Origin of the sequence: Paracoccus sp. (in: a-proteobacteria), assembly GCF_030538695.1 — a bacterium.
In the GTDB taxonomy this organism is placed as follows: Bacteria; Pseudomonadota; Alphaproteobacteria; order Rhodobacterales; family Rhodobacteraceae; genus Paracoccus.
In genome coordinates this window covers 1-13,069 of the sequence record NZ_JAUNTN010000039.1, presented here as the reverse complement: position 1 = coordinate 13,069, position 13,069 = coordinate 1, and the positions used below count along the sequence as shown (strand labels likewise).

Genomic DNA, 13,069 nt, shown 5'->3' with positions numbered 1-13,069 from the left:
TGCAAATCGTAGCTTATGTCAGTGTCCGAATTTCGGGGGGTAGCTCAGCGGGCAGCGACCACACCGGGGCTGCCGCCATGCTGAGCAGCCTGCCTAAGACGGAATGGATGCTGGCAGACAGGGGCTATGATGCCGACTGGTTCAGATACGCGTTGAAAGACAAGGGGATAAAGGCATGCATCCCCGGCCGGAAGGGCAGGAAGAAAGCCATCAGGCACGACAAATGTCGCTACAAGCGCCGTAACCGTATTGAGATCATGTTCGGCAGACTCAAGGATTGGCGGCGCGTTGCGACCCGATACGACAGGTGCCCCGTCGTCTTCCTCTCGGCCATAGCAATTGCCGCAACAGTCCTCTTCTGGCTCTAAAATAATGAGTCTGGAGCCTAACGGTCGCTGGTTTGGGGATTGTCTGGCCAAACAGCATTATGGGCGGCGTGAGAGAAGTGACGGATTCGGATATTTATTGTTTTTAAACAATAGCTTATAGAGATTACCGGTCTCGGGGCGGTCCTCGCAACCATAAGCAATAACTCAATATTATTAATGTGTTGATAGCCGGCAGCGGTGGGTTTCGTATTGATAGAGCGTGCCAGCCCCCGCAACTCGCGGGGCTGTTTGCGTTTGGACGGCCGCCCGGCAATCTCATGAATCGGAAGCCCGCAGGCCAGACGTGGAAGGCTCGCCAAGCTGCCGTGTAAATGGATCGCCCTTCCGGATTTACTCGTCCCGCTCTCCTTAGCCGTGATGGAGATTGCGCGGGAATCACTTTGGGAAATGGGAAGGGCGGATAGCAGTGGCTTACCTTTGCTTGCTCAAGATGATAAAGTGAGCCTGCGCCAGTTCTTGGCCGTAGCGTGAGGCCCGGATATCATGCTCTGCGCCCGCCCAGAAGCCAGACCAGATACAGCCCGCCGCACATCCCCGTCATGCTGCCGATAGGGAGCAGCAGGCCAAAGGGCGCGCGTTGGCTCAACAAATCGGCGGCCAAAAGCAGTGCGGCCCCCGTCAACGCGCCGGACAACAGCGGCACCCCCGGGGTTCGGGTCAGCCGTCGGGCGATCTGTGGTCCGGCCAGCGCGATGAAGGCGATGGGGCCGGCGCTGGCTGTCGCCACCGCTGTCAATCCGACGGCCGCGATCACCAGCAGGGCACGGCTGCGGCCGATGCCCACCCCCAGTTGCACGGCGATGTCCTCGCCCAGCTCCAGCACCGCCAGCCGGCGCGCGCTGAGCAGCACGAGCGGCATGAACAGGCACAGCCCGGCCAGCACCGTCCAGACATGCGCCCAGCTGCGCGCGTTCAGCGAGCCGGCCAGCCAGATCTGCGCCGACATGGCGCGGTCCAGACTGCCCATGACCATCAGCATGGTGTTCACGCCGGTCAGCACCGCGCCCACGCCGATACCGATCAGGATCAGCCGATAGCCACCGCCTTCGCGCGCGCCGCGGGCCAGCGTCAGGACCACCAGCGCTGTCACCAGACCCGAAGCGACGGCGGCCGACGCGACCTGAAACGGGCCGGCGTTGAACAGGATGATCTGCAAGATCGCTCCTGTCGCGGCGCCGGTGGTGAAGCCGATCACATCGGGAGAGCCCAGTGGATTGCGCGACAGTGACTGGAACACCGCGCCCGCCATGCCCAGCGAGGCTCCGACCAGCGCGGCGGTCAGCACACGCGGCAGGCGGATGCCGCGCAGCACCCGCGTCGCGGTCGCGTCATGGGACAGGCCGGCCAGCCCCTCGACCACCTGCAGGGGCGAAAGCCGCAGCATCCCGGTGCCTAAAAGCAGCAGTGCCAACAGCAGGCAGACCAGCATCAGCGCCAGGCAGATGCCCGCTGTCCGCGGTCGCCACAGGGCCGACACCGGGCCCAGCCGCAGGGTGCGGGTGCCGGGCAGGATCATAGCCGGGCCACGCGAAAGCGGCGCACGACATGGACAAAGAACGGCCCGCCCAGAATGGCTGCGACAATGCCTGCCGCGACCTCGGCGGGGGGCGCGACCACTCGGCCAAGGATATCGGCGGCCAGCAGCACCGAGGCGGCAAACAGCGCCGACAGCGGAAGCACCCGTCGACTGTCCGGCCCGGTGACGGCGCGGACGATATGCGGCGCGACCAGCCCGACGAAACCGATCGGCCCGGCAGCGGCGGTGGCGGCGCCGGCAAGGATCATCACCGCCAGACAGGCCAGCGCCCAGAACCGTTCGGGCCGCACCCCCAGCGCGCGGCCGCTGTCATGCCCCAGCGCCAACGCGTTCAGCCCCGGTGCCAGCGCCAGTGCCAGCGCGCCCCCCGGCACCAGCATCCCGCCCATGGTCAGCGCCACCTTCCAACCGCGCCCCTCCAGAGCGCCCGAGCCCCAGTTGCGGAACAGGTCCAGCACCTCCAGCTCGGAGTTCAGGATCACCAGATTCGCTGCCGCGCCCAGCAGCACCGAGATCGCTGCTCCCGCCAGGACCAGTCGCACCGGATCGGTGCCGCTCTCATGCGCCCGGCCCAGCAGGAACACCGCCACCCCGGCCAGACCGGCGCCCAGAAAGCCGAACCAGACATATTGCGCCATTTGTGTCAGGCCAAATGCCGAGGCGCCCAGCACAACCGCGATGGCTGCCCCGGCGTTGACGCCCAACAGCCCCGGCTCGGCCAGCGGGTTGCGCGTGATCGCCTGCATCAGCGCGCCCGCCAGCCCCAGTGCCGCGCCTGCAAACACGGCCAGCAGCGTGCGCGGCATCCGCAGTTCGCGCAGGATCAGATGCAGGTCGTTGGTCGGGTCATAGTCAAACAGCGCCGCAAGCACCTGCGCGGGCGGGATCGGGCGCGAGCCGATGGCAAGGCTTGCCAGCATCAGCAGGGTCAGCACCGCCAGCCCGGCAGCATATTGCCGACCGGCAGGGGGCGGGCGCAGCAGCGTCATTTGCGGAAATAGGGTGCGACCGTGCGGATGATCTGCAAGCCCGAATAATAGTCCACCCGGAACGAGGTCGGCCCCAGCGGATAGACCCGGCCTTCGCGCACCGCCGGCAGGTTCGCCAACACCGAATCGGCCAGAAAGGCGCGCACGCTGTCCTCGGTGCCATTCAGCAGGAAGATGCTGTCGCCGGTGATCGCCGCCGGCAGATTCTCATGCGAGACGAAATCGAAATCGGCCGAACGCGAGATATCGCCACGCATCGTCTCGGGGATGCCGGCGATGTCGAACCCCAGCGCGGCAAGCACCCGGCCTTGCGGGCTTTCCGGCTTGCCCACCGCATAGGTGCCCGAGAAATTGTAGGACACGATGCTGGCCTTGCCCTCGGGCAGGGTCATCCCTGCGCGCGCCTCGTCGGCCTGCCGGGCGAAATCTGCGGTTACGCGGGTGGCGTCATCCTCATGCCCGGTGGCACGGCCCAGCGTCCGGGCCAGATCTTCCCAACCGTCGCTGGTGTAATCCAGCACCATGACCGGCACGCCCTGCGCGCGCAACTGATCCAGATAGGGCAGGATGCTGTCGCCGCCGACCGACGAGGCAACCACCAGATCGGGTTCCTGCACGATCAGGGCCTCGATGTCGAAATTCAGGTTGGGATACAGCACCTCGACGCCGCGCTGGTCGGCGGTCTTGGCCCATTGCGCAAAGAACCCCTTACCATCGGTCAGCGGTCCGACCATGGCTGATGCCGTTGCCGCCACAGGCGCGTCGATGGCCAGCAGGATTCCGGTCAGGCTGGGCGAGGTCGAGACGATGCGCTGCGGCTGGGCCGGTATGCTGATCTCGCCGGTGGTATCCGGAATGTTGCGCGGCCAGCCCTCGGCATGGGCGGTCAGCGGCAGGGCAAGGATCAGGGCGGCAAGACGGATGAACATGGGGTGTCCTCAGATCGGCAGGTCGGCGTCGTCAAGGTCTTCCAGCCGCAATCCCTGTTGGCGGATGCGGTTGTATTCCTGCAACCGGATGCGGTCCAGATCGCTGCTGCTGGTGCCGAGTTTCCAATAGCCGACGACGCGCAGATCGTCGCGCGCCATGCCAAGGGCGCGGAAATGGCTGCGCAGATTGCGCATTTCCTGCCGCTCACCGGCGGCCCAGAGCGTCCAGCCCTCGGGTGAGGCGATGGCGGCCTGGGCGGCGGACAGCAGCGCGCTGGTGGTGCCAGCGGGGGCATCGCGGCGGATCAGGTGATAGTCAACGCCGGGCAGCCGGGGCAGTTCGTCAAAGGCGCCCGGCTCGGCGGTTTCGATCCAAAGGCTGCCGGGGGCGCCCTCGGGCCATTCGTTCAGGATGGCAAAGACGGCCGGGATCGCGGTTTCATCGGCAAAGATCGCGCTGCGCTTTCCGGGGGCGTGGCAGGGGACCATATGCTGGCGCGGGCCGATCGTGCCGACGCGGGTGCCGGGGCGGGCCGCACGCAGCCAGCGCATTGCCGGGCTGTCGTCGTCATGGATCACCAGGTCGATTTCTGCCATGCAGGTGGCCGCGTCGAAACTGCGGATCGTGTAGATGCGTGAAACCGGACGCTGGCCTGCGGGTGTCTCGACCTCGATGCGCACGGCCTGATTTGCGGGCAGCCATGCCGCCGGATCCGCCGTCTCGATCCGCCCGACCAGCCGCGCGACCGAGGCGAAGGGGCGCTGGATCGCGACCACCTCCATCTGCACCTGATCCATGTCGCGCATGTGGTCGGATTGCGACAACAGGCCCTCGGGGTCTTCGACGGATTCAGGGTTGGGGCTGGTCATGGCATCCTTTCCGCCCGCGCATCGGGTGCGGGCTGTGGGTCTGAAGCACGGGGATGGCTGGCGGCCGGGGCGGCGTAATAGCTGAAGCCATATTGCAGAGCGTATTCCGCAATGCAATACACATGCTGCCGGAAAGCCGGCGCGAGGGAAGGAGCGGGAATGGCCCATCGCCTGTATGCCGACGCCGTGACCCTGCGCTATCAGGCGCGGGCGGTATCGGAAAACCTGTCGCTGGTGATCCCGGATGGATCCTTCACCGCCATTGTCGGCCCGAATGCCTGTGGCAAATCCACGCTGCTGCGGGCACTGGCCCGGCTTTTGGTGCCAGATGCGGGACAGGTGGTTCTGGACGGCAAGGCGATCCATAGCCTGCCCTCGCGCGAGGTGGCGCGGCGTTTGGGCCTGTTGCCGCAGTCGCCCGTGGCGCCCGACGGGCTGACCGTCGCGGAACTGGTGGCGCGTGGCCGTTTCCCGCATCAGGGCTTTTTGCAGCAGTGGTCGCCCGAGGATGAACGTGCAGTGCGCGCGGCGCTGGAGGCGACGGGAACGCTGCCCTTGGCCGCCCGCCCGGTGGCCGAATTGTCGGGCGGCCAGCGTCAGAGGGTCTGGGTCGCGATGGTGCTGGCACAGGAAACTGGCATCCTGCTGCTGGATGAGCCGACGACCTATCTGGACATCGTGCATCAGGTCGAACTGCTGGACCTGCTGGCCGGGCTGAATGCGCAAGGCCGCACCGTGGTCGCGGTGCTGCATGAACTGAACCTGGCCTGCCGCTATGCCTCGCATCTGGTGGCAATGCGGGATGGTGCGGTGCTGGCCGAAGGCCCACCCGAGGCGATCGTGACCGAGGCGCTGATGCGCGAGGTCTTTGGGCTGGAGGCACTGGTGCAGCCCGATCCGCTGACCGGGCGGCCAATGGTGATCCCGCGCCCCCGCAGGTAATCAGTCGAAGATGCTTTGCCCGCCCGTTGCGCGGTTGATGAGCCGTGCCGCATCGCGCAGCGCCAGCCCGGCCTGCGGCGAATCGAGTTTGCCCAGATTGCCGGCCGTGGTCACCATGCAGGCCAGCTCGCCCTGCGCGTCCAGAATCGGTGCCGCCTGCCCGGTGACATTGGACAGAAGATGGCTGGTCAGCTCGGCCCAGCCTTCGGCGCGCACGCGGTCGGTCACGGCCTTGCCGGCAGGGGCACCACGAAAGCCGGGCGGTTGCAGGCGCCGTGCCGCCTCGACCTGCGCGCGGGGCAGGAAAGCCTGACAGACCATGCCGCAGGCACTGTTGTCGATGGGCAGCACGTCGCCCAGACTGACGGCGGTGATGGCGAAATGCGCGCTGCGATACCAGCGCACGATGGTCGGCCCGCGCTCGGTCCAGATGCAGACCCCGGCGCTGAGTCCGTGATTCTCGGTCAGCTGCTTCATCTGCGCGCCAGCGATCTCGACCGCATCGACCCGGCGCAGCGCGGCGACGCCAAGGCTGAGCGCCGCCGGGCCAAGGTCATAGCGGCTGGAAACGGGATCCTGAACCGCCAGCCCCTCTTTCACCAGACTTTGCATGTAGCGATGCGCGGTGGAACGGCCGGTGCGCGACAGTTGCGCGATTTCGGCCAGCGGCAGGGCGCGTTCGGCGCCGGCCAGAATTGTCAGGAACCGCATGGCAATGCTGATCGACTGGATCGTTCCCGACCGCTTTTGCCCCGAGAGCTTGGCATCCTCGTCAAGAAAGGGTTCGAACTCCATCATTGGCGGTTTCTCCTGCGCTTGCGGCTGGCTCGCGTCCGGGCGTGCGGCAGCGGCGCAACACTAGCGTGGCGCGACGGCCTTGGCAAAGGGGCGCGTCGCGCATCAGATTGACATGTGGAACGCATTGCGCAATGTGAGATGTGAATGAACGCCGCCAGCAAGGTTTTCCGCGCCAGTCCGTGCTTCGCCGATAAGCCCGAGGAACCCATGCCCCAACCCCACCGCAAGTGGCTGACACAAGGGGTCAGCCTGATCGCCCTTCTTGTCGCGGCGCCAACGCACGCGCAGGAGGCCGCGCCCGATACCGTCATGCTGGATATGATCGTCATTACCGGCGACAATATCACCCGCGACCTGATGCAGACCGCGAGCTCGGTCTCGGTCGTGACCGCCGAGGAACTGAAAAAGGAAAAAGCCGGCAAGAATGAGGTGCGGGCCGTCATTTCCGGCACCCCGAACGTGATCTATACCGACAGCGTCAGCACACCGGTTATTCGCGGGCAGGACGCGCAGGGGCCGCACACCGGCGCCAATGCCTTCTTCGCCGGTTCGGTGCCTCGCGCCACCATTAACCTTGATGGGCATTACCTCAGCTACAACGAGCTGTATTTCGGCGCCACCTCAACCTGGGATGTGGACAGCATCGAGGTGTTCCGCGGCCCGCAGACCACCTCGCAGGGGGCCAATGCCATCGCCGGCGCGATCATCGTCAATACCAAAGATCCCAGCTTTACCCCCGAGGGTGCCTGGCGGCTGGAAGGCGGCAATTACAACCAGCGCGGCGCGTCCTTCATGTGGTCGGGACCGCTGACCGACGAACTGGCCGCGCGAGTGTCGCTGGATTATTCGGCGCGCGACAGCTTCATCGACTATGTTGGCTCTAACTTCATCCAGAACAGTATCGGGCAGGATTTCCTGAACGCCAACGCGCGGGTCAAGCTGCTGTGGCAGCCGACCGAGCTGCCGGGCCTGTCGGCCAAGCTGACCTACAGCCACAGCCGGATGAAACGCCCCAGCGCCGAAGGCGCCGCAGAGCCATATGACAAGCTGGAATCGATCACCACATGGATGCCCGGCTGGGATCAGACCACCGACACCGGTATTCTGGATGTGGACTATGACCTCGGCAACGGCATGGTGGTCAGCAGCAAGACGCAATATTCGACCTCGGATGTCGAGCGCCGCGTCGGCACGCCGACCATGGGCGATGCGGATGTGTCGCAGGACAATTACTCGAACGAAAGCAAGCTGACCTTCGGCACGCCCGATGACCGGCTTAGCGGTGTGGCGGGGGTCTATGTCGCCTTTACTGATCAGGACGAATGGCTGAATCTGGGCGGCATTTCGACCTTCCGCGACAAGAAGTCGAACCTTGGCCTTTATGGAGAGATGAACTGGCGTCTGGACGACCGCTGGAGCCTTGCCGCCGGGCTGCGTTACCAGCGTGACCACATCCGCCGCACCGGCGATGTCTCGCCCCTGTTTGCCAACAGCGACGTGAATTACGATCAGACGTTCCACGAACTGCTGCCCAAGCTGACGCTGACCTATCAGGCGACGCCGGACTGGAACGTGGGCGCGCTGATCAGCAAGGGCTATAACCCGGGCGGTGTGTCGCTGGATTTCGGCTATTCCAAGGAATGGACCGAGTTCGACGCCGAGACGGTCTGGAACTATGAGCTTTTCACCCGTGCCGAACTGATGGATGGTCGGCTGATGCTGACCGGCAACCTGTTCTACATGGATTACAGCAACGCCCAGCACAATATCGCGCATCTGGTCAATGGCGTGACCTATCTGCAGACGGTGAACGCGCAGGACGCCGAGGCCTATGGTCTGGAACTGGGTGCCGACTGGCGCGCCACCGACAGCCTGACCCTGCGCGGCAGCCTTGGCCTGTTGCATACCGAATTCGAGCGGTTCGACCAGATGCCGGCCTATGTCGGCAACGAATTCGCCCGCGCCCCCGGCAAGATGCTGAGCCTTGGTGCCAGCTGGGACGTGAACGACCGGCTGAATCTGGGCGGGCAGCTCCGCTATGTGGACGGCTATTACTCCAACACCGCTAACACGCCGGTCTATGCGGTTGATGGCTTTACGCTGGTCGATGTGAATGCCAGCTACAAGGTCAATGACCGGGTCGAGCTTTACGGCTATGTCAACAACCTGTTCGACGAACGCAGCGCGGTGCTTTTGGAACAGGCGCGCGGCAATGTTGTCTTTACCCAAGGCAGCATGACCGCGCCGCGCATGGTCGGCATCGGCATCCGCGGCACGTTCTGACGCGTCTTTGACAGGTTGGACCGGCGCCATGCGTGTGGCGCCGGTTGATGTTCATTCAAGGCAGGGCGACTGATGCTCCGACCAAGACTTTGCATAGGCATGTCCGTTGCCCCCACATGGCTCAGCGGCGAGGGCTGGCGGCAGGCCGACAGCGGCATCGAGGGGCTTTATTCCAGCGATCTGGCGCTGGAGGTCGCGCGCCGGGCCGAGGCCGCGCATCTGGATTTCGTCTTTCGCCCGGATGCGATGTTCCTGCCTATGCCGGTGATGGCGCAGTCATTCGGCTTTTCCAGTCTTGACCCGACCCTGCTGCTGGCGGCCATCGCGCGGGAGACCCGGCGGATCGGTCTTGTCACGACGATCTCGACCACCTTCGGCCATCCCTATCATGCGGCGCGTCAGTTGATGTCGCTGCATTGGCTCAGCCAGGGCCGGGCGGGGTGGAACGTTGTGACCGCCTTGCAGGGCAACGAGAACTTCGGCCTGCCCGAGATGCCTTCGTCGGAAACCCGCTATGCCCGCGCGGCCGAGTTCACCGAGGTGGTGCGCCGCTTGTGGTCCAGCTTTCCGTCCGAGGCTCTGCTGGTGGACCGCGCCGCCGGGCACTATGCCGATACCGACCTGATCCTGCCTATCGACCATCAAGGGGCGCAATTCCGCGTCAAGGGGCCGATGAACCTGCCGCAATATCCCGGCCCGGACATTCCGCTGATGCAGGCGGGCGGTTCGGCGCTTGGCGTGGATTTTGCGGGGCAGGTCGCCGACATGGTCTTTGGCATGACGCCGGATCTGCCCACGGCAATCGAGACGCGCCGCCAGCTTTCGGCGCGCGCACAGGCGCATGGCAGGCAACCGCGCGATGTGCGGCTGCTGCCGGGGCTGAGCCTGTATCTGGGCGAGACGCGGGCCGAGGCGCAGGCGCTGTTTCTGGCTACTCATGCCCGCGTGGACCGCGCGCAGCGGCTGCGACTGGTGCAGGATTTCCTTGGGCTGGATCTGGCGGGCTGGCCGCAGGACCGCCGGATCACGCTGGCGGACCTGCCGGACGAGCATCGTTCGTCGCGCTGCATCACCCAATGCGAGGCCCTGCGCCGGGTCATCCGTCAGGATCGTCCGACCACCGAAGTCCTGCTGACACGGCCCGAATTGCTGGCTTCGGTGCATTGGCAGGTCATCGGCACGGTCGAGGATGCTGTGACCGAAATCGCCACATGGTTCCGCGCCGGCGCCATAGACGGTTTCATCGCAGTGCCGGGTGGATCCCGGCGCTCGCTGGACCTGCTGCTGGATGCGCTGATCCCGCGTCTGGCGCAAGAGGGCCTGTTTCGCGCCGATTACAGCGCGGACACCCTGCGCGGGCATCTGGAGGAGTGATGCCGGCGTCCTCTGTCGGGCACCCACTTGCCTCAGCCGCAGAATACCGGATCAGACCGCGCACCTGAGTTCGGGTAGATTACGGCGGTTGCGCGTCCCTGAAGTCAAAATAATGAAAATATATCAGATGGATGGAATTACGCTGTCCTGATGCCACCGGCCCAATCACACGTCTGCATCAACGCTTGAAGAGGCCGGTAGTATTCTCGGCGGTCTTTCTGTATTTCATACCTTCAGCAGATCAAGCAGGGGATCAAAGGCATACATCGCTGCGCGGCGTCCCGAAGCTGGTTCAATGGTCCGCAGCAGGCCCGCTTCGACCAGCCGCCGAGATAATGCGCGCGCAGAGGACGATGGGATCCCCGAGCGTTCGACGAAGCGGTCGTTGCGGAAGATCGGGCTCGCGAAGACGAAGTCCAGCGCCTGATCATGGAATTGCGAGTTCAGCACCTCGCGGAACCGTTCCCGCATCTCGCCGTGAAGGCGAAAGATCGTGTCTGCCGTCTGGATGTTGACCGTCGCCTGGGCGTGCATCGCCCGGAGGAAGAATACGATCCAGCCGGTCCAATCGCCTGTGGCCGAGACCGCGCGCATCCGTTCGATGTATTCGTCCTTGTGGGCCTCGAAGTAACCCGAGACGAAAAAGTTCGGCTGATGCAGGACGCCGAGTTTCCACAGCATCAGCGTGATCAGCATGCGACCGATCCGGCCGTTGCCGTCTTCGAACGGATGCAGGGCCTCGAATTCGACATGTGCGATGGCGGTGCGGATCAATGGCCGCATCGTGCTTTCGTTGATGTAGCGGACGAGCTCGGCCATCGCCGGGCCGAGTTGTTCAGGCGCGATCGGGACGTAATAGATCTTTCCCCGCCGTTCGTCCCCGATGTAATTCTGCTCGACCTTGTAACTTCCTGGGCGCTTGCGGGCACCCCGGCCAAAGGACAGCAGCTGCTGGTGGGCGGTCCGGACCAGGTGTTCGCCAAGCGGCGCGCCCTCGGCAAGGGCTTGTTGGGCATTGCGCAGTGCGCGGGAGTAGAGATAGGTCTCGATATCGTCGTTGCGCGCTTCCCGGTAAGGGTCGGCGGTGCCTGCATCTTCCTCGGCCTCCAGCCGGTACAGTTCTTCGATGGTCGAGATCGTCCCCTCCATCCGCGAGGAGGTGACCGCATCCTGGCGGCGCAGGGGGGCGAGGAACAACTCGCTGTTCACCATGCCCGACATCTTGGTATCATATCGCGCGAGGGAGGCTGCGGCCTCTTCAAGCGGCCCGAGCAGCATCTCGTAGTCGAGCGCGGATGGGGGGAATATGCCGCTATGATAGGTGACGGCGTTCGCCAGATCGTAAAGTTTGGTGACCATATGTGCGCCGATTCTGCCAGCAACGGAATTTGATGCCAGCCTAGTCACACGAAGATTGATTGGCAACAGAATGTGATCCTATTCTGACAACAAGGGCTGTTGTTGCTAGTAGCCTGCCGTCAAGCTGGATTGGTGACAGAGGTTGGCCGGTAAGCTGCCATCAAAGCTCGCGCCCATTGTCATTCACCGCACCCTGTGCGGCGAATAGTTGATCTCATCTCCACACGAGAGTTGTGGTGACCTGCTTCCTGAACGACCACTTGGAATAGCGCAGGCTGCTCCGTGAATGTCGGCAACCCTCGGGAAATTTCTACTTCTGTCCGACGTTTCGCAACACCAGCTTATGCTCGCGACAATCGGCGCGGTTCAGACTGATGGTTCCCGTGCATTACGCTATCAACGATGTTGAATGCGTTACGGTAAATCGGGGTGTTTGATCCGCTCCCATTCTTGGCCGTCGAAGCGGAAGATGTCTTTGTTGGCGACGGCCCAGATAATATCGCCGAAGGCTTGGACGAAGAAGGGGCCGTTGAAGGCAAACTCGGGGCTGCTGTCCAAGCGGCGCAATTTAGGCAGGCGGGGCTCGAAATGGCCGAATGCGCCGGTTTTGGGGTCTAACTGCCATAATCCACCGGGGCGGGCGCTGGCGGGCATGGGTAATTTATCGCGATATGGTGCGAAGCCGTGGAACAGGTTCAGCCGGGTTTCAGTAAAAACCGGGGTAAATCCGCGGGCCCGGCTGCCATGCAAAATAATGCCTTCGCGACCGCACAGCCAGATACTGTCGGGGGATTCAATATGAATGCCCGTCAGGGAGGCCTCCTCCAGCGGGATTTTCAGCTCTTCAAGGGTCTGGCCATCCCAATAGCAAAGGACTGGTTTTGAGCCTGGGCCAACTTCGCCGCAGATATAAATTGCATCCTCGGACAGGCCGGCGATATCGCGAAAGATGATGTTGCGCGAGACGGGGTTGTTTATCTCTGCCAGCATCCATTCAACAATACTCGGATCATCTGGATCAGGAGCTTGCTCCATCCTTTGTCTCGCAGCATCTGGATCAAATAGCACCGCATCCGTCAGCATCCGCCAGTCGTCACGGCTTTCGCGCACATAGGCCTGCCCCCCAATTCCGACGACATAAAGACGTCGGCCGATCTGCCTCAGCGTCAGCACCTGCCCGTAAAATTTCGATCCCGGATTATTTGTGCCAGCTCCTTCGATCATCTCCTGGTGGCGGTCAGGCCATGACAGATAGGAGACATCACCTTCGGCACCCAGTAGAGCGAAAAAACGTGGGCGATCCGGGGAAAGCTCCGGCTCCTCGATCACCGCGATATCCTGCACGCTCAGGGAGAAATCGCTGACAAACCATTGCTCGCCTGGCGGGTTTGTATGCTCGTATTGAAACACGCGGGCCGCAGGCTGATAAATCGCTTTGTCATTCTCCTCATCCAGAACTGCTGATATCATCAGAGTGTTGGCAGAGGATGCGGCGGCGCGGGTGAACATGATCGTGGGCATGGTGGTCCTTTAGGCGAAGCCCCTGCCCCATACGCGCTAACTTAAGGGCTTGTGGGGTTTCTGGCGGCGTTTGCCTGG

Annotated in this window: 11 protein-coding genes; 4 read left to right on the top strand and 7 right to left on the bottom strand. The window is 63.7% G+C overall.

Annotated elements, in window-relative coordinates; all coding sequences use genetic code 11:
* On the top strand, positions 1-368 hold a 368-nt coding region (locus Q4G24_RS15925), incomplete at its 5' end, for a transposase (RefSeq protein WP_303367523.1).
* A gap of 502 nt (positions 369-870) precedes the next feature.
* On the opposite strand, the gene Q4G24_RS15920 is transcribed toward Q4G24_RS15925, so the two are convergent.
* From Q4G24_RS15920 to Q4G24_RS15905, 4 genes are read right to left on the bottom strand one after another with little or no spacing between them, the layout of a single operon-like run.
* Positions 871-1,905 carry an iron chelate uptake ABC transporter family permease subunit gene (locus Q4G24_RS15920; protein ID WP_303367522.1) on the bottom strand — a complete coding sequence of 345 codons (1,035 nt, stop codon included), beginning with the start codon at positions 1,903-1,905 and terminating at the stop codon, positions 871-873.
* Positions 1,902-2,915 carry an iron ABC transporter permease gene (locus Q4G24_RS15915; RefSeq protein WP_303367521.1) on the bottom strand — a complete coding sequence of 338 codons (1,014 nt, stop codon included), beginning with the start codon at positions 2,913-2,915 and terminating at the stop codon, positions 1,902-1,904. Before Q4G24_RS15915 ends, Q4G24_RS15920 begins: the two co-directional genes overlap by 4 nt.
* Positions 2,912-3,844 carry a Fe2+-enterobactin ABC transporter substrate-binding protein gene (gene fepB / locus Q4G24_RS15910; RefSeq protein WP_303367520.1) on the bottom strand — a complete coding sequence of 311 codons (933 nt, stop codon included), beginning with the start codon at positions 3,842-3,844 and terminating at the stop codon, positions 2,912-2,914. Before fepB ends, Q4G24_RS15915 begins: the two co-directional genes overlap by 4 nt.
* Positions 3,845-3,853: 9 nt before the next feature.
* Positions 3,854-4,714 (bottom strand): siderophore-interacting protein, encoded by an 861-nt coding sequence (locus Q4G24_RS15905; RefSeq protein ID WP_303367519.1) that lies wholly within the window; start codon positions 4,712-4,714, stop codon positions 3,854-3,856.
* Positions 4,715-4,873: 159 nt separating this feature from the next.
* Here Q4G24_RS15905 and Q4G24_RS15900 point away from each other — a divergent pair, with 159 nt between their 5' ends.
* On the top strand, positions 4,874-5,656 hold the full coding sequence (locus tag Q4G24_RS15900) for an ABC transporter ATP-binding protein (RefSeq protein ID WP_303367518.1): 783 nt from the start codon (positions 4,874-4,876) through the stop codon (positions 5,654-5,656).
* Here the strand turns inward: Q4G24_RS15900 and Q4G24_RS15895 are convergent, their stop codons facing one another.
* Positions 5,657-6,454, bottom strand: coding sequence for an IclR family transcriptional regulator (locus Q4G24_RS15895; RefSeq protein WP_303367517.1), 798 nt, complete (start codon positions 6,452-6,454; stop codon positions 5,657-5,659).
* Positions 6,455-6,661: 207 nt separating this feature from the next.
* On the opposite strand from Q4G24_RS15895, the gene Q4G24_RS15890 reads away from it, so the two are divergent.
* Both Q4G24_RS15890 and Q4G24_RS15885 read left to right on the top strand, forming a co-directional pair.
* Complete coding sequence (locus tag Q4G24_RS15890) at positions 6,662-8,737, top strand: TonB-dependent receptor (protein WP_303367516.1); 2,076 nt, start codon at positions 6,662-6,664, stop codon at positions 8,735-8,737.
* Between the two features lie 99 nt (positions 8,738-8,836).
* A complete protein-coding gene (locus Q4G24_RS15885) occupies positions 8,837-10,111 on the top strand; it encodes an NtaA/DmoA family FMN-dependent monooxygenase (RefSeq protein WP_303367515.1) in 1,275 nt (424 codons plus the stop codon).
* A gap of 225 nt (positions 10,112-10,336) precedes the next feature.
* Here the strand turns inward: Q4G24_RS15885 and Q4G24_RS15880 are convergent, their stop codons facing one another.
* The gene (locus tag Q4G24_RS15880; RefSeq protein ID WP_303367514.1) at positions 10,337-11,470 is read right to left on the bottom strand and encodes a Fic family protein; all 1,134 of its coding nucleotides are present in this window, start codon (positions 11,468-11,470) and stop codon (positions 10,337-10,339) included.
* 414 nt (positions 11,471-11,884) lie between these two features.
* Positions 11,885-12,991 carry a hypothetical protein gene (locus Q4G24_RS15875; protein WP_303367513.1) on the bottom strand — a complete coding sequence of 369 codons (1,107 nt, stop codon included), beginning with the start codon at positions 12,989-12,991 and terminating at the stop codon, positions 11,885-11,887.
* Between the last annotated feature and the right edge of the window lie 78 nt (positions 12,992-13,069).

What these genes read in the sequence shown, in the direction of transcription:
- Q4G24_RS15920 (WP_303367522.1), bottom strand. Translation starts at nt 1,905, where the DNA reads ATGATCCTGCCCGGCACCCGCACCCTGCGGCTGGGCCCGGTGTCGGCC.
- Q4G24_RS15915 (WP_303367521.1), bottom strand. Translation starts at nt 2,915, where the DNA reads ATGACGCTGCTGCGCCCGCCCCCTGCCGGTCGGCAATATGCTGCCGGG.
- fepB (WP_303367520.1), bottom strand. Translation starts at nt 3,844, where the DNA reads ATGTTCATCCGTCTTGCCGCCCTGATCCTTGCCCTGCCGCTGACCGCC.
- Q4G24_RS15905 (WP_303367519.1), bottom strand. Translation starts at nt 4,714, where the DNA reads ATGACCAGCCCCAACCCTGAATCCGTCGAAGACCCCGAGGGCCTGTTG.
- Q4G24_RS15900 (WP_303367518.1), top strand. Translation starts at nt 4,874, where the DNA reads ATGGCCCATCGCCTGTATGCCGACGCCGTGACCCTGCGCTATCAGGCG.
- Q4G24_RS15895 (WP_303367517.1), bottom strand. Translation starts at nt 6,454, where the DNA reads ATGATGGAGTTCGAACCCTTTCTTGACGAGGATGCCAAGCTCTCGGGG.
- Q4G24_RS15890 (WP_303367516.1), top strand. Translation starts at nt 6,662, where the DNA reads ATGCCCCAACCCCACCGCAAGTGGCTGACACAAGGGGTCAGCCTGATC.
- Q4G24_RS15885 (WP_303367515.1), top strand. Translation starts at nt 8,837, where the DNA reads ATGTCCGTTGCCCCCACATGGCTCAGCGGCGAGGGCTGGCGGCAGGCC.
- Q4G24_RS15880 (WP_303367514.1), bottom strand. Translation starts at nt 11,470, where the DNA reads ATGGTCACCAAACTTTACGATCTGGCGAACGCCGTCACCTATCATAGC.
- Q4G24_RS15875 (WP_303367513.1), bottom strand. Translation starts at nt 12,991, where the DNA reads ATGCCCACGATCATGTTCACCCGCGCCGCCGCATCCTCTGCCAACACT.